This is a genomic window from Anaeromusa acidaminophila DSM 3853 (assembly GCF_000374545.1).
GTDB classification, from domain to species: Bacteria; Bacillota; Negativicutes; order Anaeromusales; family Anaeromusaceae; genus Anaeromusa; species Anaeromusa acidaminophila.
This window is the reverse complement of the sequence record NZ_KB894596.1, coordinates 64,823-85,489: the sequence shown is the minus strand read 5'-3', so window position 1 is coordinate 85,489 and position 20,667 is coordinate 64,823. Positions and strand designations below refer to the sequence as shown.

18 protein-coding genes, 3 tRNA genes and 1 other annotated feature (1 of these 22 running past the window's edge) are annotated in these 20,667 nt (G+C 48.2%); of the genes, 1 reads left to right on the top strand and 20 read right to left on the bottom strand.

Annotated elements, in window-relative coordinates:
* The 12 genes from C508_RS0112025 to C508_RS0111970 form a co-directional block, all read right to left on the bottom strand.
* Positions 1-217 (bottom strand): transposase (locus tag C508_RS0112025; RefSeq protein WP_018702838.1); only part of this gene is annotated, 217 nt, incomplete at its 3' end.
* Between the two features lie 20 nt (positions 218-237).
* Positions 238-924, bottom strand: a complete 687-nt coding sequence (locus tag C508_RS0112020; RefSeq protein WP_018703820.1) for a hypothetical protein — start codon at positions 922-924, stop codon at positions 238-240.
* An 82-nt stretch (positions 925-1,006) separates the two neighbouring features.
* A complete protein-coding gene (locus tag C508_RS0112015; RefSeq protein WP_018703819.1) occupies positions 1,007-2,158 on the bottom strand; it encodes a helix-turn-helix domain-containing protein in 1,152 nt (383 codons plus the stop codon).
* A 29-nt stretch (positions 2,159-2,187) separates the two neighbouring features.
* Positions 2,188-2,967 carry a DUF5986 family protein gene (locus C508_RS0112010; protein ID WP_018703818.1) on the bottom strand — a complete coding sequence of 260 codons (780 nt, stop codon included), beginning with the start codon at positions 2,965-2,967 and terminating at the stop codon, positions 2,188-2,190.
* A gap of 587 nt (positions 2,968-3,554) precedes the next feature.
* Positions 3,555-3,629, bottom strand: a tRNA-Arg gene (locus C508_RS0112005).
* Between the two features lie 60 nt (positions 3,630-3,689).
* The gene (locus C508_RS0112000) at positions 3,690-5,009 is read right to left on the bottom strand and encodes an MFS transporter (protein ID WP_018703817.1); all 1,320 of its coding nucleotides are present in this window, start codon (positions 5,007-5,009) and stop codon (positions 3,690-3,692) included.
* Between the two features lie 141 nt (positions 5,010-5,150).
* Positions 5,151-5,666, bottom strand: coding sequence for a transcription repressor NadR (locus C508_RS0111995; protein WP_018703816.1), 516 nt, complete (start codon positions 5,664-5,666; stop codon positions 5,151-5,153).
* 8 nt (positions 5,667-5,674) lie between these two features.
* Positions 5,675-6,673, bottom strand: a complete 999-nt coding sequence (locus C508_RS0111990) for a potassium channel family protein (protein ID WP_018703815.1) — start codon at positions 6,671-6,673, stop codon at positions 5,675-5,677.
* A 144-nt stretch (positions 6,674-6,817) separates the two neighbouring features.
* Positions 6,818-6,892 (bottom strand) — tRNA-Glu (locus C508_RS0111985).
* A gap of 4 nt (positions 6,893-6,896) precedes the next feature.
* A tRNA-Asn gene (locus C508_RS0111980) sits at positions 6,897-6,972 on the bottom strand.
* A 92-nt stretch (positions 6,973-7,064) separates the two neighbouring features.
* On the bottom strand, positions 7,065-7,910 hold the full coding sequence (gene speE, locus C508_RS0111975) for a polyamine aminopropyltransferase (protein ID WP_281167290.1): 846 nt from the start codon (positions 7,908-7,910) through the stop codon (positions 7,065-7,067).
* A 127-nt stretch (positions 7,911-8,037) separates the two neighbouring features.
* The gene (locus C508_RS0111970) at positions 8,038-9,435 is read right to left on the bottom strand and encodes an NAD(P)/FAD-dependent oxidoreductase (RefSeq protein WP_018703813.1); all 1,398 of its coding nucleotides are present in this window, start codon (positions 9,433-9,435) and stop codon (positions 8,038-8,040) included.
* 323 nt (positions 9,436-9,758) lie between these two features.
* Between C508_RS0111970 and C508_RS0111965 the strand changes: the two genes are divergently transcribed.
* On the top strand, positions 9,759-12,281 hold the full coding sequence (locus C508_RS0111965; RefSeq protein WP_018703812.1) for an HD domain-containing phosphohydrolase: 2,523 nt from the start codon (positions 9,759-9,761) through the stop codon (positions 12,279-12,281).
* Between the two features lie 129 nt (positions 12,282-12,410).
* On the opposite strand, the gene ftsZ is transcribed toward C508_RS0111965, so the two are convergent.
* The 8 genes from ftsZ to trpD all read right to left on the bottom strand — a co-directional run bounded on the left by ftsZ (position 12,411) and on the right by trpD (position 20,449).
* Positions 12,411-13,457: a cell division protein FtsZ gene (gene ftsZ / locus C508_RS0111960; protein WP_018703811.1), complete on the bottom strand. Its 1,047-nt coding sequence runs from the start codon at positions 13,455-13,457 to the stop codon at positions 12,411-12,413.
* Positions 13,458-13,585: 128 nt separating this feature from the next.
* A complete protein-coding gene (gene sfsA, locus C508_RS0111955) occupies positions 13,586-14,737 on the bottom strand; it encodes a DNA/RNA nuclease SfsA (protein WP_018703810.1) in 1,152 nt (383 codons plus the stop codon).
* Between the two features lie 362 nt (positions 14,738-15,099).
* On the bottom strand, positions 15,100-15,927 hold the full coding sequence (aroF, locus tag C508_RS18500; protein WP_018703809.1) for a 3-deoxy-7-phosphoheptulonate synthase: 828 nt from the start codon (positions 15,925-15,927) through the stop codon (positions 15,100-15,102).
* A 13-nt stretch (positions 15,928-15,940) separates the two neighbouring features.
* Positions 15,941-16,549 (bottom strand): anthranilate synthase component II, encoded by a 609-nt coding sequence (locus C508_RS0111945; protein ID WP_018703808.1) that lies wholly within the window; start codon positions 16,547-16,549, stop codon positions 15,941-15,943.
* Positions 16,533-17,999 (bottom strand): anthranilate synthase component I family protein, encoded by a 1,467-nt coding sequence (locus C508_RS0111940; RefSeq protein ID WP_018703807.1) that lies wholly within the window; start codon positions 17,997-17,999, stop codon positions 16,533-16,535. The genes C508_RS0111945 and C508_RS0111940 overlap by 17 nt, the downstream gene beginning before the upstream one ends.
* Positions 18,000-18,043: 44 nt before the next feature.
* Positions 18,044-18,802: an indole-3-glycerol phosphate synthase TrpC gene (trpC, locus tag C508_RS0111935; RefSeq protein WP_026319501.1), complete on the bottom strand. Its 759-nt coding sequence runs from the start codon at positions 18,800-18,802 to the stop codon at positions 18,044-18,046.
* The gene (locus tag C508_RS18495) at positions 18,708-19,427 is read right to left on the bottom strand and encodes a phosphoribosylanthranilate isomerase (RefSeq protein WP_018703805.1); all 720 of its coding nucleotides are present in this window, start codon (positions 19,425-19,427) and stop codon (positions 18,708-18,710) included. Before C508_RS18495 ends, trpC begins: the two co-directional genes overlap by 95 nt.
* On the bottom strand, positions 19,424-20,449 hold the full coding sequence (gene trpD, locus C508_RS0111925) for an anthranilate phosphoribosyltransferase (RefSeq protein ID WP_018703804.1): 1,026 nt from the start codon (positions 20,447-20,449) through the stop codon (positions 19,424-19,426). Before trpD ends, C508_RS18495 begins: the two co-directional genes overlap by 4 nt.
* Positions 20,450-20,599: 150 nt before the next feature.
* Positions 20,600-20,667: a binding site (T-box leader), on the bottom strand (it continues 194 nt past the right edge of the window).

Here is a 20,667-nt window from a genome sequence, read left to right as displayed (position 1 = left end):
GCTTCTTCAAACGAGAGTTTTCTTTCTCAAGTTCTTTCAGCTTTTTAGCATCGGAAGAAGTCATTCCTCCGTATTGCTTACGCCAACGATAATACGTTTGCTCTGTTACTCCGAGCTGCCGTGAGGTTTCAGCAATCGTCTTTCCTTGTCCGCACAGGATTTCCGCTTCTCTTAAATGCACGATGATTTGTTCTGCCGTATACCTTTTCTTCCCCATGTTTTTCGCTCCTTTTTAAGTTAGTCTAGCATACTTTTTTCTAACTTAAAATCTGGCTCGATTTTCGGGGGGCATGCCACTTTCTTTTTGTCAAATTGAGGAACAGAACGAGAAATCATTATTGCCAAAAACATATAAGTAGTAGCAAACTGCGAAGCCATAATTAATAGTCCTTGCTCAGTTATCGGAACTAAGAGTCCTGAACCTTTTACAGAGTTTGTTAAACTAAAGAAAAGAGACGTCAACCAAAAAGAATAATTTTCTGGCCACCCCTCAAAATGATTAGAGTAACATACTTGATAAAGATATGCATAGGAAAAGACAGAAAAAGCAATAGCTAACAAAAGATTTATAAATCGTCTTCTCATCCGTTCAGGCGACACCTGTTCATTCGTAACCGCTCGTATATGCCAAACATGGTAATAAAAGTACGTGTGCAAATTTGTAATTATTAGATACCATGTAAATAGCCTATACCAATAGCCATCGATATAATTTATCCATAGAATAAAAACAAACAACCACTTACTAACAATAAAAATATCAATCGCAATATTTTGACTCTCAATTTGTTTGTTTGTCTCTTTTACTAGACTTCTAGCAATCGTTTTAAAAAGCTCAACTAGGTTAATTTTATTAAAAGAAATAAGAATTATATTTATAAAATAATAAATAAATCCATTTTTCAAATTCCTCTCTTTACTCAAAATCCCCCTCCTTTCTACTTATTATTCCACTCCAACTCCGAAATCACTCAGGTTTCGTAATATAAGTTTCTTCTATAAAAATTCACTTGACATTCAGCTTATGCATTGGAATAACATTTGAAATTTTAAGAATATCTTTTGGTAAATCCAAAAGATATTCTACTTCACTTGAAGTAAAACTAAGGTTAAAATCTCTAGCTAATTCAGATAAAAATTCTTTTGGAGTTATCACACCACCCTCTATAAGCATCTGTACTGCTGTCTTTAATAGCGAAGGTGTCGACGTAAATAAAAGATCATCTAAGGGCTCTTGCTTCTTGATACCTTTTTTCTGCATTGTCCGCATTAACTGTTGATAAGTTGAATAATCAATCAGACCTAAATTGTATGATCGCCTTATCATCGCAGATATTGAGACTTTCCACTTTCTCTTTAGCTCAATATAATATGAAAGATTATTAGCATATGCCCCCACATCAGCAACAAATGCTTCTTTGGGCAATAAAAATGCTGAAGCAAATTCATGGGCTTGATTTTCCCGCTCCTTAAATTCATCTTTCGATAAAGTTTCTATGTCTTCACTCCATTCATGTAACAGAATATGGCCCAATTCATGAGCAACATCAAAATGAATCCGAGCGGCAGTACCTTTATTTTTGGAGTAGCCAATCAAAAATATTGTGCTCTCATTCAAATCGATCATTTGACTAAAAGCATCTATGTCGGCAGTATCAGTATCAAAACTTGTTACTAATATCCCGTTTTGTTCGACTAGATAGACGATATTATCAATAGGCTTATCACCAAGCTTCCAAAAGTCTCTAAGGTTTTTGGCAGCTTCTTCTGGATCTATCTCATTCTGTATTGACGGAAGATTAAAGGCAGGAAATTCAATATATTCATTCAAGAAGGAGTATATTGTTGAAATAAAATTCATCTTTTGAATCTGCTGATTGCGATACTTCTTATTGGTTGTTAGCAATGCTCTAAAGTAGGTAGATCCTACTTTTAGTTTCATTGCATTCTCTTCCAGAAAAAAATCAGGAGGAAACCCCAGAACATCACTCATTCTCTTTACTGTTGAATACTCCGGATTTTTCAATTTATCATTCTCATACATGGAAATTGTTTGTCTTTGAAGTTGTAGTCTCTCAGCTAATTCAGCCACCGTTAATCCACGATAAATTCTTGCAGACTTTAACCGTTCTCCATTAAATTGCTTTATGGTACGCATATTATTCCTCCAAATAAACTGCTGCTTAATTACGTAATAATTTTATCTTCGCCATCAAGCTTCTTTCGTTCCGCAGGCCTTTTTTGACCCATCTTATCTTTTGCTTTCTGCTTGTATTTTAAACCACCACTCGGCTCAACATATACCGATGCCCTATCAAGAGCTTTACCAGCTATTATACTTTCACTAGCCTTAATATAGTTGCTCCAGTCAACTTCATCGACTATTCCTAAATTACTATCAACCACACAGCATCGTAGCGATGCTAACTCATTATTAAAGCTACTGAATAATATCAATGCATGATGCCTTACTAACTCATTCGGCACCCCGAGGTCACGAAATATCTTTTCGATGATTTCCTGAATGAATTCTTCATTGTTAAACTTTTTTTCGCATAATGGAAATAACAATAACTGATTTTTAGCTGCACATAAATCAGCATTTAATGATCTAGCAAATGCATCAATATAGTGCGCATTTCTTCTTTTCGGAAATTCCTTCTTTAATAATTCAAAACGCTGTTCCCTCATTAATGAATATACAATTCCAGTATTTCTTTCGAAAATCGGAACCATTTCCCATGGCCCTCTTTTGGTAGGGTTAGCAATAATATCAATTTGGTTAAAATTTTTACAAATATTGGTGTTTAGTAGGTCCCATATTCTTGTAGGAGTACTGTTTTGCGTAACCAAACCATGGGATTTTATGTCTCCTTTAATATCATCTCCCACTGCATCACTCACACACTTTGTAATAACACTAATAAATTTATCCGTTGCCTTAATCTTGTATCCCGATGGATTCATAGCTAAAACACCCCCTACATTTATCTACGACTACATAGTAAGACTTTTCCTGAAAAATGTCAATCAGAAATACATTTTCACTATAGATCGTCTATTTTTATGCTCAAAAAAATAATTCAGTCTTTCTCTTCCGTGAAGAATATTCAAAAACATTTTGGATATCATCATCCTAAGCACGACACCTATCTGGAACTCATTCAAAATCAGCTAAATCAGGCTGTGCCTAGCGTAACCTCGCGTTCATTGGTATCATCAAAGAAGAATTAGACAACGTAGATATCGCCATAATCTCTAAAAGGAAGGTCGTCCCTTGTGCGCTACTTCCATTTTGACAAAGCTGTCAATTTAGATAGCACTACGAGCCGAAGATAGATCTGTTTCTCCAGGACCATAAAAAAGTATAATGCTACTACGATTATAAATCGATACTTTTTCCATATAGATATCCCAATAGATAGTCCACTATTATTTCAATTTGCATTCACTTCACCATATTTGCTATCATTTCTCTCTAAATAAGCAGCGGATAAGCAGTTTTTACACAAAAAAGCCTTCCAGCGAAATCGCTAGAAGGCTTGCTTTTACTATGGTGCGCCCGGCAGGAATCGAACCTGCGCTCCCGGCTCCGGAGGCCGGTGCTCTATCCCCTGAGCTACGGGCGCATATGCTTGAGTCACGAGAGGAATTATATCATACTCTAGTTATATTGTCCATCCTTTTCCCTATTCATTCGCATCCAGGCGCAACCCGCGTGTTTCTTCTCCCCAAATCCAAATCACCGCCGCCGTAACAAGCATGACCAAGGTAAACATGCCAAATACCTGCGCAATAGAACCGCCAAACGAGAGGCACCAGCCTACTACGGACGGCGCCAAGATACCTCCAACTCGACCTACGGCTGCAGCCCAGCCGGAACCAAAGGCGCGCATCCGCGTCGGATAAAGTTCCGGCGTATAGGTATAGACCACGCCCCAGGCTCCCAGATTGAAGAAAGACATAAAACTTCCCCAAAAAAGCAGCTCGCCGCTGGAACCGCCTTGTCCGAAAAAGTAAGCGCATAGAGCGCTCAACGACAGAAAGGACGCCAGGGTTCCTTTGCGCCCCAGACGGTCTACCAAATATGCCGCCGTAAAATAACCAGGCAGCTGTGCTACAGTCATTAGCAATACATACTCAAAGGTCTTTACCACCGTATGCCCCTGTCCTACCATTAATGAAGGCAACCAGGTGAAAATACCGTAATACGAATACACAATACCAAACCAGATTACCCAAAGCACCAGGGTCCGTTTCATGAACTGCGGCGTCCACAGCTCTCTAAAAGCAATACGAGTCGTTACTGTAGCTTTTTGGGGCGCTACCGCTTCTTGGCAAACCGCTAGGCCGCCACGTCGCTCCATATCGCAGACAATCGCGTGAGCTTCCTCCAAGCGTCCCTGCGCTGTCAGATACCGTACTGACTCCGGCACCCAGCGCCAGATCCAAAAAACATACAAAGCCGGAACCGCGCCCAATAAAAAAGCCACATGCCAGCCATAATAGGGAATCACCAAGTACGCTACCAAGGCGGCAATCAGCCAACCACAGCCCCAAAAGCTTTCCAGCAAAACAATCATCTTGCCGCGATCTTTCGGCGGTGAAAATTCACTAACTAGCGTTACTGCCACAGGCAGCTGTCCGCCCAATCCAAAGCCTACTAAAAAACGAAATACCAACAAAGACTCATAATTCCAGGCAATACCGCACAAGCCAGTAGCCACACTATACAAAACAAGGGTTGCCGCAAAAAGCTTGCGTCGCCCAAAGCGATCCGCTGCCGCGCCGGCTAAAACAGCCCCTAGCGCCATCCCAACCAGACCCATACTGCCAATATAGCCCATTTGCGCCGTCGACAGCCCCCACGCTTTAGACAAGGCGGGCAGTACAAACGCAATCAACCCCGTATCCATAGCGTCAAACATCCAACCCAAGCCTGTTAAAGCCAACAAGCGATAATGAAACGCTCCTGTAGGTATGCGTTCCATACGACTAATTACATCCATTCCTCCAACCACCTTTTGTATGTTTATTTATTTCACAGTACGTACCTTCCACTTACTCGAGCCATCAGTCTTTACAGTTGTCTTGTCACTAATTGCTATTATAAAAGCTTGCTTTCGCAAAAGCAAGCTTTCTCTATCTATCTAACGAACCAAAATTCCCATTCGGGCTAATTCAGCTTCTATTTCGTGTAAAGTTTCCTTGTCTGGCACTTCTATCGTGTGCAAATGCACGCCGCCAGTCAGTAATGATAATGGCTCTGCCTGCGCTTCGCCCAAATTGTGCAAAAAACGTTCCACATCACGTCGCGACGAAAGACGCAAAGCCCCTTTTAATTCTCCATACAGCGGATGCTCTACTGCTACATCCAGTATACATCCGCCTCGATCCACCACCGCAAAAAGTTCGGCAGCCAATTGCGCATTATCGTGCCGGCAAACCAGCGTAGCCTGAATAGTTTGTTTGACATTTTCCTTAGGTATCCAATATCCTTGCGGCGTCGCAACGATCCGGCCTCCCGCAGCACGTAAAATAGCAATATCACCGACAATTACCTGCCGGCTTACGCCAAATTCTTGCGCTAACGCCGTACCTGTCAACGCGTCCGGGGATGTTTGCAAACGTTTCTGCAAGGCCGCCCTGCGTTCTTTCGTTTCCATAAGTCCTCCTATTTTTCGCTGCTTTGCGCGAAATGCTGCAGTTCATCCAAATACTCTGTCGGCCCTAGAACCAACAGAACATCACCCACTTGAATGCGCTCCTGTGCATGCGGATTGCTCATAAGCTCTTCTCCTCGGCGCAAGGCAATAACAATCGAGTGAAAACGTTCTTTAATCTGGCTTTCTGCAAAACGTTTGCCCACAAAAGAAGAGGTCTCCGTTATCGTTACTTCGGAAAAATCCATAGGCAACTCTTCGTTATGCAAAACATTCTCTACAAAATCAACAAACACCGGTCGTGTCATGGAAGCCACCATCTGGCGCGCGCCCATCACCGACGGTACAATAACCTGGTTCGCCCCGGCAATGCGCAGTTTATTCTCCGCCTCCAACCGCTCGGCTCTCGCTACAATATGTGCGGTAGGGTTTAAGCTTCTCGCGGTTAACGTCACATAGACATTATCAGCATCATCCGACAAGGCCGCAATGACCCCCTTGGCTTCAGCCACGCCCGCCTGCAGCAAAACGCTGTCTAAGGTGGCGTCGCCATGGAGAACTAATACTTTTTCTTCACGCAAGGTTTGGTAAACAATATCGTCTTTTTCGATAACCACAAAGGGTTCTTTTTTTTCTAATAGCGACTGCACCACATTGCTGCCCACCTTGCCTGCGCCGCACACGATAATATGATCTTGCATTTTACTAATACTGCGCTCCATGCCCCGCCTCCCCAATAAATCACGTATTTGGCCTTCCAACAGTAAAGATACTACCATTATTAATGTATAGTAGGTTACGGAAAAACCGGCAACAATAAAGAAGATAACAAAAATACGTCCTTCGGGAGTAACTGGCGCAATATCGCCGTAGCCCACTGTAGCCAGCGTCACAACAGTTACATACAGAGCGTCCAAAAAAGAAAGCTCTTCAAAAGTCATAAAGCCCCAAATGCCAATAACTAAGATAACTAAAAAAGCGCCGATGGACTTTTTCAACCGTTGCACCATATAATTTCCACCCCGTTTTCTACATTCGATATTACTTCGTCTTATTCCGTCCATTTCCTGCCAATTTATTTATCTTCGCTGGTTATTAGAATAGTTTTAGTTATACAAAAAAGCCACCGCATTGCGATGGCTTTTCTTTTCAAATGGTGACCCGTAAGGGAATCGAACCCTTGTTCCCGCCGTGAAAGGGCGGTGTCTTGACCGCTTGACCAACGGGCCAAAATGGCTCCTCGAGTAGGACTCGAACCTACAACCCCGCGGTTAACAGCCGCGTGCTCTACCGATTGAGCTATCGAGGAATAGTGCCGAATCATCGGCGACGTTTGTTATTATATAGCAGGATGAACCGCTTGGCAATAGGAAATTTGCATTTTCTTTGCTGTTGCTTTACTTATTTCGCTTTTTCGGTCAGTAATTCTTGCACAAAGTTTGGCAATGCAAAACAGCTATGATAAATTGACTCATTAAAATACCGCGTACGGAAAGGCAACGGACGCAAAGCCGTCTCCAATGGGTCCGCTTTTTTAGAACCCATTGTGAAGGAATGCATCCCCCCCGGATACAGCGGAATGTGAGCCAAATACATCCTTGCTACAGGAAACAACTCCTCAACATCCAGCCAAAGGCGCTGTATCAGATCCTGGTGATAAAAAGGCGACTCTGTTTGTTGCACAAAAAGGCCGTCCGCTTTTAAAGCCCGATAAACGTCCCGATAAAAAGCCTTAGTAAATAGACCTTCTCCCGGGCCGATTGGATCCGAACAATCCACAATGATAACATCATACTCGTTTTCCGCTTGGCTCATATGCTGAATTCCGTCGCCAATCTTCACTTCCAGACGCGGCGATCCAGCAATAAGAGCGGCGCTGATTTCCGGTAAAAATTTTTTACAGACATCCACGACCATGCCGTCGATTTCTATCATTTCTACCTTTTCCACACTTGGATGCCGCAGTACTTCCCGCGCCGTCCCGCCGTCTCCGCCGCCAATAATCAAGATTCGTTCGGGTCTTGGATGTGTACTCAACGAAACGTGAGCCATCATCTCATGATAAATGAATTCATCAAACAAGCTGGTCTGAAACACGCCATCCAAGACTAACATCCTTCCGAACGGTTCCGATTCCACCACAGCAATCTCTTGAAACGAAGAACGCCCCGAAAACAAAGTTTCCTTTATGCGCGCCGACATTCCCAAATGCTGGGTTTGCCACTCTGTCATCCATAAATCCATCATAATCCCCTCCCGCATCGGTCATTTAAAATAGAATACATATAAGTCAAGAGGGGCGCCGCTCGCGGTCCCCTCTTGCTAATCAGTTCTATAATATAATGATACCGCAATTTGCGGCGTCCGGCTAGCCCTAGAGCGTCTTTTTCCAGCGCGTCAAAATCGTGCGCGCCACATAGACCCCGCTAGCGCTGGCCTGCGATAAGCCCCTAGTCACCCCGGCGCCGTCGCCAATAGCAAACATACCGGGTAATTTTGTTTCCAATAAATTACTCAGTTCCAATCTGGAACTGTAAAATTTAACCTCTACGCCATAGAGCAAGGTATCATTGTTCGCCATCCCAGGGGCAACTTTGTCCAAAGCGTAAATCATTTCAATAATATTGTCTAAATGACGCTTAGGAAGCACTAGGCTTAAATCGCCTGGAACTGCATCCAAGGTTGGGCGCGTAAAGCTTTGCCCCAGACGATGTTCATTGGTTCGTCTGCCTTTTATCAAATCTCCGAAGCGTTGTACCAGCACGCCGCCGCCCAGCATGTTGGAAAACGAGGCAATACGCTTGCCGTATTGATGCGGCTCATTAAAGGGTTCGGTAAAGCGATTGCTTACAAGCAACGCAAAATTGGTATTTTTACTGTGCAACGCTTCATCTCGGTAACTATGGCCGTTCACGGTGATGATTCCATCCGTATTTTCCGCTACCACATAGCCCTTAGGATTCATGCAAAAAGTGCGAACTAAATCACCATATTGTTTCGTGCGATACACTAATTTTGCTTCATATACTTCATCGGTAATTTGTTGAAATACTTCTGCAGGAATCTCTACACGCACGCCTACATCAACCTGGTTGTTGAATACAGGCAACTTCAAAGCTTGGCACTGTTTTGAAAACCATTCGGCGCCAGCCCGCCCAGGCGCAGCGATTAAAGTGTCACAACGAAGTTCTTCTATTTCGCCTTTCGCCTTGAGCACAAAGCCTTGATTTTCTCCTTGCGGCAAAATTTCTTCCACTTGCGTGCGAAAGAAAAAGGATACTTTTCCTTTTAGTTCTTCATAAATATTTTTCAAGATCTGCAGATTGTTTTCAGTGCCCAAGTGCCGGACCGTGCCTTCGAGCAAATGCAGATCATATGCCAAGGCTCGCCGCTTTAAATGACTGTTTTGCGTAGTAAAGCATTCTGAAGGGGCACCATAAGAACAATTGACGGCATCAATATAGTAAATCAAGTCCATGACTTCTTCATCATCAAGGTATTCATGCAGCCAACCGCCAAATTCGGTCGTCAAATTGTATTTTCCGTCGGAAAAAGCCCCAGCGCCTCCAAAGCCGCGCATAATACTGCAAGGTTTGCAATTAATACACTGCGAAACTTTCTTCTCAGCGATCGGACAACGACGGTTATAGATATCCTGTCCTGCTTCCACCAGCGCCACTTTCGGGCATGGATTTTTTAAAGTCAGCTCATACGCTGCAAAAATAGCAGCAGGACCACCACCGATAATAGCAACATCAAATTGACTAGACATGGCAGCCTTCCTTTCTTTGGTTGCACGTTTACTAAGAAACATCCAAGCTACTTGGGCTTCACTGTCATAACGTCAGCACATGTCGATTAGGCGTATGCCTAGGCAGTTTCTTAACACAACCCGATACATTATACAGGAAGCCCCTTTCCAACGCAAGGTTTCGCGCTAGAAAAAACTATCTTTTACTTTCTTTATACATAGAATAAAAGTGTTAATAGGCCCATTGTCTTTTCAGCAGTATTTTTGTCCTATCACCGAGCAGGATTTTTCTAAAATACTGCGAATTAATTATTTTTATTATATGGAGGTTAGGAGGTGGCACAATGAACTGGCGTGATATCATTGCATATCTGCTCAATAGACTGCGCTTAGACGATATGCAATCGCGGCTGCTTTTCAGCTCCGCTTTACTTGTTTTTACGCCCTTATTGCTGTTGCTTCCCTTACAAGAACGTACTTCTTCGCCTATCTCCGACCCTTCTGTTTATCGAGAACTACAATATATCACAGATATTCAAAACGCCAACGTACAACGTTGGTTTACAGAGCAGTCCAATTTCATTGAACTTTTAAGCAATCTTCCTTCCGTAAGACAAGGAACCTCTGCAGACATTCAATTAGTTCTGGATGAGACGTTTCGCGTCCAAAACAACTTTACCGCCTTGACCTTTATCGATGCCAGCGGCATCGCCAGAGCTTCCGTGCATGGTCCTCTAAACCTCTACCTTGGCGACCGCGATTATTTCCAACAAGCCAAGCAAGGTAAAGTTATCTTAAGCAATGTCTTAACAGATCGCACCACCGGACGTCCCGTCATTGTGTTTGCTTCTCCCGTCCATGACGAGGACGGAAGCATTCGCGGCGTGATTACCAGCACAACACAGCTTAGCCACTTACAAAACATTTTAACTTCCGTTCATTTTGGAACAACGGGAAAAATGTATATTGCCGCTCCGGACGGCACGATAATCGCCGGAGCCGCCTTAGACATCCCCAGTTCGCTGATTCGACGTCTAGACGGCTTCATACAGGCGCAGCAATCGAAACAAGGTGTTGGTACATATACGGACTATTTAGGCCAAAATGTCGTTGCCGTATTCAAACCATTGGAGATTCATGATTGGATCCTATTTTGCGAAATGGATCAAAAGGAAGCCTATCAGCATCATGAAAATAAGCTGCGCATGCTGCTTATTGGCCTAGGCCTTGTGATAATCCTCGCGCTGCTGCTGCTTTTTTTAGGTCAGGAGATGTTCCTGCGCCCCTTGCGACATTTAATGCATTTGGCCGAAGAATACCGCAAGGGGAATTATATGGCCCGCCTTTCCAAGCAAAATTTACTTCTGGCCCCCACCGAGCTGCGTCATTTGGGGGAAACACTCAATGCCAATGCGGAAAAGCTTTCTACGATGTTGGAAACCATGGATATTGTCAATAAAGTAGTCACAGAAACAGAAGCGCGTTATCGCACACTTGTCGAAAAATCCATGGTTGGTGTTTATGGCATCTTAGACAATCGCATTATGTACGCAAATCCTCGTCTAGCAGACTTGCTTGGCTATGAACTTGGCGAGCTCAGCGGCGGCATGCCTGTACATGATATTATCCACCCTGACCACCTTCTGGAAGTGCAGCAACGCATGAAGGACCGCTTGGCAGGCGAGCTTGTCGATGAAAATTACGAAGTCAAGCTGATCCGCCGTGATGGACAGGTTATCTTCGCAGAAATTTACGCCTCCCTCGGCACGCTTGGCGGACAGCCAGCCTTGATTGGCACCATTTTAGATATTAGCGAACGCAAGAAAATGGAAGATGAGTTACGTCATCTCAGCATGCATGATCAACTTACAGGCCTCTTTAACCGCACCTTCTTCGAAGGAGAAATGCAACGTTTAAGCAGCAGTCGTCAACCTATCGGCATTGTTATTATTGATGTCAATGGCCTCAAGTTGATCAACGATACTCTGGGACACGCCAGCGGCGACGCCCTGATTTGCAATGTAGCGTCTCTCTTACGTTTGCATTTCCGTGGCGACGACATTGTTTCCCGCATCGGCGGCGATGAATTTGCCGCTCTCTTGCCTAACAGCACCGACCAACAATTAGGCAACCTCCTCAACCGCCTTCGCACAGCAGCCTCCGCATACAATCAAGAGCATCCAGAGCTCCCTTTGAGCATAGCCACAGGATACGCCATTGCCACCCCGGAAATTACTTCTTTAGAAGATGCTTTCCGGCAAGCGGACAATCACATGTATAACGACAAAAGCCAGCACCGTGAATCCGCGCGCCGCCTTATTCTCAATAGCTTTTTGCGTAAAGTCCAGGGGCACGAAGGAACGCACCAAAAGGATATTCAGCATATGCAAATGCTGATTACAAAACTGGCGCAAAAACTTCAACTTCCGGATTCTTTAATCCCGCAATTGCAAGCAGCCGTCCGTTATTACGACATCGGGCTCTTAAGCGTCAGCGAAAGCATTCTCTCCTCGAAAGATCCGCTTAGCGAAGAAGATCGCAGACACATTCATCGGCATCCAGAAGTAGGCCAACGTTTGGTCGAAAGCATACCTGAGTTGTCCAGCATCGGCGACTGGATTTTAAAGCACCACGAACGTTGGGACGGCACTGGTTACCCCATGGGCTTACAAGGCGCTGACATCCCCGCCAGCGTGCGCATGCTCAGTCTAATTGACAGCTATGAAGCGATGCGCCATGACCGCCCTTATCGTCCAGCGCTTTCCTTTGAAGAGACGATTGCTGAACTCCAAAAACAAGCAGGACTCCAATTCGACCCGCAGATCACGGAAGTTTTCATCACCCTTCTTTATGAGCTGCGAGCATAAAGGAACCTCGCAAAAAAGCGAAGAAACAAACCAGCCGAGTCCTAACTATGAAAAACCCACTACGGCCCTAACGTAAAAGGTCTCCAAGACGACATGTCTTGGAGACCTTTTTATTCTCTTACAATTGGTTTAACCGCGGCGCATAAATTGAGGAATTTCCATTCCTCCTGACAAACTAAAGTCCGTTTTTGCTTCAGGCGCTTTTACCGAGGCAGCCGCCCCTGGTTCCTGCCCAAAACGAGTAGCAATAATTGTAATTCGCACATCATCGCCCATCGTCTCATCAATATCAGCGCCAAAAATAATATTAGCGTCTTCGTCTACGGCATCCGTCAACAAGCCCACTGCTTCATTCACTTCGAGCAAGCTCATATCCTGACTGCCGGTCACATTAACCAATACAGCTCTTGCGCCTTCGACAGAAATGCCTAAAAGAGGGCTATGCATTGCTTTTTGCATAGCATCCATCGCCCGGTCCTCGCCTTTGCCCATGCCAATACCCATAAAAGCCTGACCGGAAGAAGACATGACCGACTGCACGTCGGCAAAGTCCAAGTTGATCATCGCCGGCTTGGAAATCAACCCAGCGATGCTATGCACGCCTTGTTTCAGAACGTCATCAGCCATGCAGAATGCATCCAGTAAACTGGTTTGGCGCGAAGCAATTTTCAACAAGCGATCATTCGAAATGGTGATCAGCGTATCTACATGTTCACGCAGTTTCGCTACGCCCTGTTCCGCTTTAACCATGCGCCGTTTTCCTTCAAAAGAAAACGGATAGGTTACTACACCTACAGTCAAGGCGCCTACTTCTCTGGCGCATTGAGCAACGATCGGCGCTGCCCCTGTTCCCGTACCGCCGCCCATGCCGGCCGTAACAAAAACCATATCGGCGCCATCCAGCGCTTTAAGAATATCCGCCCTGCTTTCTAATGCAGCCTGTTCGCCAACGCCTGGATTAGCGCCCGCGCCAAGTCCTTTAGTCACCTTATCTCCAAGCTGTAAACGCTGATTGGCAGGCGAAGATTGCACCGCCTGCGCATCTGTATTCATCACAATAAAGTCGGCAGACAACCCCATATCCATCATGCGGTTAACTGCATTGCTGCCGCCGCCTCCGACGCCAGCCACCTTTATTTTTGCGAAGTTCAGCATTGTTTCGTCAAAACCGATCATATCCTTCCCCCATTCCGGCATCATTCGCCCCGGGGGACGAAGGACGACCAACTTCTCCAAAATAATCCATATATATCATAGTAGCAAAGGATGAGCTGCAACTCAAGTAAGAATCGAACATTCTTGCTTCATTTTTTTAGAATCCCCTGCAGCCGATCTATGCGAAACCGCTGAAATAGATCTTGAAAACTTTTTTGTTTCTGCGGTTCTTGCTCAAAATAAAACAAATGACTCCCGCAATGACAGTCTGAAGAGCCAAAACCGGCAACTTCTCCTGACGCTAGCTCATGCACCGCTTTGGCTAAAGAACATTCCAGCTTCTCTTGAGTACGAATGGGCAGCGCCCCTTTCCAGACCGCGGCTTGCCTCAAATAATCAAAATGCCAATGCATCTTTTTGCGCAGCCGCCCATGTCTGGCAATGCGAGCCTCCAAGCCTCTCGCCGCAGAGCCGACATATACATAATGACCCGCCCGAAACTCACGCTCTCCCAAAGAGCCAATTTGCAGCCTGCAATCGGCAAGTACTTCTAAAAAAGCCATATATACGCCGCCATCAGCGCCTTCCCGCTCATATACATTCCAAGGGATATCCAATTTTTTCGCATCGCCTAGAATAAACCCCGGCTTCCATGAAATACTCATAGCGCGAATATCTACGTACGGCCTTGCTGCCGCCAGGGCCGCGGCAAAATCAGGATCTGTATGGTATTCCGGCAAAAACCATTGCGCCTGCGCAGCATGGACAATAAACAACACTCCGCAGCGCTGTCCATTTTGAGCCAACTCGGTTAACGTCCGTACATGGCTGCTGCCTCGAGCCGTCACTGCATCGGGAAACATGGCTCCGGTTTCTCCAAAAAGAGTGCAGGATTTTACTTCCAACAGCATGGTTTCCTTCTTGCTATTTTCTAGCAGAAAATCAAAGCGATGATTTCCTTCCCGAACTTCCGCCGCTGTTACCTGCCAGTCTTCCCATCCAGGAACAGCCCGACGCGTCAACAATTCCCGAGCGATCCGATTAGAAGCCAGCGTCTCCAAAACCACCGGCTGATTGTCCCGCTCTACCGCCACTACCGAATAAGCGGTCGCGCGTTTCGCTTCGTTTCCTTCTGCCAGCCACATGGTCACGCCAGGAAACAGCAATTCCCGCATGCGCCCCGGGTTGGGCATGTGCGCGCGCACCGTCTTGCCATCCAGCAAACATTCCGCTACAAAACGGTTAGGGCGACGCAAAAACACCCCTTGCTTGGTCGGTGCAAAAAAAGAAAGTGCATTCATTTTCTTTGGCTCCTGTATTAATCAACTTCCTCTATATTGTACCTTACTTTTCTTGCCGCCAAAAGAAAAAACCGCTTGCGCGGTTTAGGTTTTTATGGGAACGGAGCACAGAGGGTTACGGATATTAAACTGGAGTAAAGAGAGTAGAGCGAGGGTACGAAATGAGTTATGGCAGCCGCCGGTGTTTTGCGACTTTTTTGGAGCAAGACGGTCCTCCGGACGCAAAAACAGGAGACGCCGGAGAACAGTTCCGTATGCCTGAGCGCCAGCGAGTTCGCGGAACTGCCGTCGACTCCTATTTTTGCGAGTCGTGCGGAAATCGTGTCGCAAAAACCTGGCAGCTGCCGCAACATAAAAATCTGCTATACGGCCTTTTCCAAGCCGCGGCGGCCGCGCTTATGCAGCCTGCCGAAAAAGCGCACATCATCCATCAGTTCCAAATACTCCATGGGCGGCAACGACTGCGGCCCGTCGCACAGGGCCTCTTCCGGACAAGGATGGACCTCAATCAGCGCGCCATCCGCTCCGGCTGCCAGGGCCGCCAGCGTCATAGAATGCACAAGTTCCCGCCGCCCGGTTCCGTGACTGGGATCGACAATCACAGGCAGGTGGCTCAGTCCCTTCACAGCCGCCACCGCTCCCAAGTCCAGGGTATTGCGCGTGTGCGTCTCAAAGGTGCGGATGCCCCGCTCGCAAAGTACGACTTGATTGTTGCCGGCTTCTAGAATATATTCCGCCGCACATAGCCATTCCTCAATGGTTGCCGACAACCCTCGTTTCAGCAGGACCGGCTTACCGGCTTTGCCCAGCGTCTTTAAGAGGGCAAAGTTCTGCATATTGCGCGCCCCTACCTGCAGCATGTCTGCATAGGAAGCCACAAGAGGCACTGCCGCCGCCTCCATAACTTCCGTGACTACTGCTAAGCCGGTTTCTTCTCTGGCTTCCGCCAGTAACCGCAGCCCTTGTTCTTCTAACCCTTGAAAAGCGTACGGAGATGTGCGCGGCTTAAAGGCGCCGCCGCGCAGCATCTGCGCCCCGCCTGCCTTGACTAAACGAGCCGCAGCCAGCAGTTGCTCTCTAGATTCCACCGCGCAAGGCCCGGCCATAACCGCCGGCTGAGCGCCGCCGATTCGAGCGTTTCCTACGCGCACGATGGTTGTTAGTTGTCCTGCTTTTCTTTGCATCAGCATGGCGTTTCCTCCCCTATCCTACTTGCTGCTCTTTTTCGGCAGCTACATTCCGTAATGTACCGTGATTTTCTAAAAACTTTTGCAATAAGGCTTCCCCTTGCGGCGTCAAAATGGATTCCGGATGAAACTGAATGCCTGTAATCGCATAGTTTTTATGCTGCACCGCCATGACCAGCCCGTCTTCCGTCGTGGCCGTCACTTCCAGGCAATCCGGTATGGACGAGGCTTCCAGCACTAACGAATGATAGCGTCCTACTTCTAGGCCTTGGGGCATACCGGCGAATATCCCTTTCGCTTTATGCCGGATTTTACTGACCTTACCGTGAATGGGCTGCGGAGCCCTCACTACTTTAGCGCCAAATACCTCTCCAATGGTCTGATGCCCCAAGCATACGCCCAAGATCGGCAGCTTTCCTGCAAAAAGCCGCACCGCTTCCGCGCAGATGCCGGCATCCGCCGGGGTGCCCGGGCCAGGAGAAAGAATAATTCCCTCGCTGCCCGCGCCAGCCTGAGCGGCCGTCATTACATCATTGCGCACTACCCGCACCTCAGCGCCCAATTTACACAGCGCCTGGTACAGATTGTACGTAAAGGAATCATAGTTATCAATCAGCGTCCACATCGCGCTCTACCTCCCTTAACACCCGCAGTAAGGCTTCCGCCTTATGCCGCACTTCTTCCAGCTCGCCTTCCGGCGTCGAATCGGCTACAAGACCTGCACCAGCCCGCACCGTTACAATGCCAGCCTCCACTACCATGGTGCGAATGGCAATGCAAGTATCCATGGAACCGCGGAAGTCAAAATATCCTACCGCCCCAGCGTAAACGCCGCGCGGCTCGTCTTCCAGCTCAGCAATGATCTCCATAGCCCGCACCTTCGGCGCACCGCTGACCGTACCAGCAGGAAAACAAGCCTGCAGAGCCGCAATGGCGTCTTTATCCGCCGCCAGTTTGCCTTGCACTTCCGACACCATGTGCATAACATGGGAAAAGTATTCCACTTGCATCATCCGCGTCACTTCTACCGTTCCCGGCATACTTACGCGTCCTAGATCATTACGCCCCAAATCAACTAGCATGGCGTGTTCCGCCCGCTCTTTGGGATCGGCCACAAGCTCCGCTTCCAGCGCCGCATCTTCCCTCCGGTCTGCACCGCGGCGTCTTGTACCTGCAATCGGATAGGTACTCACCATGTCATCTTCCACTCGCACCAGCATCTCCGGTGAAGCGCCTACCAGCTGTTTACGGCCAAACTGCAGATAAAACATGTACGGCGAAGGATTCACTCGCCGCAAGCGGCGATACAACTGAAAGGGATGACAGCGCTGCGGCCGGTGAAACGGCAAGGATAACACCGTCTGAAAGGTATCGCCAGCGACTATATGCTCCTTGACCTTGCGCACTCCTTCCAGAAAGGTTTCCGCCTTGGCTTCGCGCGTCAGCGCTACACCGGGCAAAGTCTGCTGCAACTCTTTTCCGGGCGCATTCAGGGCCGCCTGCATGGTCTCCAGGCGCGAGCAAGCCTGTTCATAAGCCGCTGCCAGTTCGCTGCCGCCGCGGCTCCAGGTAATCAAAGCCACCGAATGAGTTAAATGATCCAGCACTGCCATATCGCGACAAAAGAAGGCTTCCAGCAGCACCATATCGTCAGGCACGTTCATCCCCCGTACCCGTTCCCAAGTTGTTACGCCTTCAAAGGCTAGATAGCCGACAAAGCCGCCCCGCAACGGAGGAAGTCCTGCAATATCGGGTACACGGCAGCGTCCTAGAACTTCGCGCAGCGCCTCCAGAGGCGGCAAGGCAAGAATCTCTTCGCCCTGCTGCGTCTCCACCACCGTTTCCTTGGCTCGGCCTGTCAAGCGCCATTCCGGATGAAATCCTAAAAAGGAATACCGTCCGAAGGTACGGTTGGCTTCTGCGCTTTCCAGCAAGAAGCCTTGGCCGTCGCCAACCAATTTTTCATATAAAGAGATCGGCGTTTCCCGGTCCCCCGGCAGCAATACATGCACCGGCACGTAATCATACTGTCCGGCCAGCTCGCAAAACTCCGCCTCGCTCATCATCTTATTCATCGCACATCCATCCTATCCAGCCATCCGCCCTCGCGGCAAGGCTCTTATTCCATCAAAGCCATTTCTCGAGTCATCGCAGCCACATCGTCCGCCACCACTAAACCCTCGCCCACTAAAATTCCTTTTACGCCGGCTTGGCGTAATCGCCGGGCATCCTCGCCGTTTTTAATACCGCTTTCACTAATAACCAGCTGTCCAGCGCACTGCGGCAACAGTTGAAAGGTATGCTCTACATCCGTGCGAAAGGTCGTTAAATCCCGATTGTTAATGCCCAAAAGCGGCGCCTGTACAGCCAGAGCCGCCGGCAATTCGGCGGGCCCGTGCACTTCCACCAAACAATCCAACCCCAAGTCTTCCGCAATCTCTTGGTATCGTTTCAATTCCTCCGCTTGCAGTACCGCCGCAATTAAAAGCACGCCATCAGCTCCAGCCAACGCGGTTTCATAGAGTTGATACTCATCGACAATGAATTCTTTACGCAGCACTGGCAACGAGGTGGCTGCCTTGACCGCTGCGATGTCCTCCAAACGGCCTAAAAAATGCGCATCCGTATGCACGGAAAGAGCCGCCGCGCCGTTTTTCTCATAAAGCTTCGCCAATTCCACCACACTGTAGCGCGCCGTCAAGCGGCCCTTCGCCGGTGAAGCCAGCTTGCACTCGGCAATCAGCGACCACTCTCTTTCTGCAATCGCCCGACGCAAGCGAAAATCACCTTTTGTTTTTATATCTTCTCGCCGTAATGGACGCTTCCGTTTCGCTTCGGCCACCACTAGGCGCTTGTTCTCCACAATATGGTTCAGCAAGATAATCCTCCTCCGCTTTACGCGCTGCAGCAATGAAAGCCGCTATGGCCGCGCAATCCTTTACTCCCCGGCTGCTCTCCACGCCGCCGGACACGTCCACGCCGTCCGGCCGCAGCATTCGAATGGCTTCTGCTACATTGGCCGCTGTCAAACCGCCAGCCACCCATAACGGCGACATTGCTTCCCGCCGCAACGCCTGCAGATCTTTCCAGTCAAATGTCGTTCCAGTACCGCCGCTTTGTCCTGACAGCTTGGTATCCAGCAACAGCCCGGCATAGCCGCTTCGCTGCAGCAGTTCCTTCGCCACCGCCTCGCCAGGCGTTACAGGAACGCTGCGCAGTACCGGCCTCCCCACCGCACGAGCATAGACTTCATTTTCTTCGCCATGCAGTTGAACTAAATCCAACTGACAAGCCTGCGCAATTTCTTGCACCTGCGCCAGCGGTGCGTTTTGAAAAACCCCGACTCGCCCCACCGTTCCCGCTACTGCAAAAAGAGCCTGCGCTTGCAATACGTCAACCTGTCGAGGACTTGTCGCAAAGACAGCGCCAAGGTAATCGCCGCCGCAGGCGCGAACCACATCCGCTTCCTCTGGACGCCGCAAACCGCAGATTTTGATTTTCATGCTGAAAGCTCCTTAACCTTTTGACTGACTCGGCGCAATTCTTCCAGCTTAGCCAAGGCGGCTCCCGATTCCAAAATACGCCGGCCCATCTCAACGCCTTCCAGCAGCGTTTCCGCTTTGCCGGTCACCAGTAGCGCCGCCGCCGCGTTCAGAAGCACCACGTCCTGCTTCGGCCCTTTTTCACCGCGCAGAATGGCTTCTGTAATGACCGCGTTTTCCACCGGCGTACCGCCGATGTAATCTTCGATTTTCGCCGAAGCAAAGCCTAAATCCGCCGCATCCAGCAAATACGAGTTTACTTTCCCTTCTACTACTTCGGTGACCTGGTTTGGCGCCGCCGTTGAAAGCTCATCCAAACCATCTAAGCTATGCACCACCATCGCTCGTTTAGCCCCTAGCGCCGCCAACGCTTCACCAACCACCCGCGTCAGCGAACGTTGGTACACGCCCAGCAGCTGGTATTCCGCTCCGGCAGGATTGGTCAAGGGCCCCAACAGATTAAAGACGGTACGAAACCCAAGTTCTCGTCTTGTCTTAGCCGCATGGCGCATCGCCATATGGAACTGCGGCGCAAACAAAAAGCCAATACCGGTTTCCTCTATACACTTAGCTACCGCTGCCGGAGGCAATTCGACTTCCACTCCCAAGGCCTGCAGCACATCGGCGCTGCCGCTCTTGCTGGAAACACCCCGGTTGCCATGTTTGGCCACTTTTACGCCTGCGCCAGCCAAAACGAAGGCTACTGTCGTCGATATATTGAAAGTGCCTGCGCCATCGCCCCCAGTACCGCAGGTGTCCAGCGTACCGCCCTCAACCTGCAGCGGCTGCGCTAATTGGCGCATAGCCGTCGCAAAACCGGTAACTTCTTCCGGCGTTTCCTGCTTCATACGCAAGGCCGTCAGAAAAGCCGCCAATGCGGTTTCTCCCACCTCGCCGCTCATAATGGCCCGCATGGCTTCCTGCGCTTGTTGACGATTTAAATCTTCCCCGGCTACTACGCGTTGCAACAGTTCTTTAAACATAATTGCGCCTCCTTTTACTCACTGGCCTGCCCGCTTTTAGGCAAAATAAAAAAGCCTCCCGTCCTTAAAGGGACGAAAGGCTCGTGGTGCCACCCTCTTTTGGAAAACATTACTCTTCCGCCAGGATACAAAAAAACCATTTCATCCCTCAATAGGGGCGAAATGGTTTCGCGTTACCACCCTGGTTCAGAAAGCGCTGCTTTCCCTTTCTTTAGATA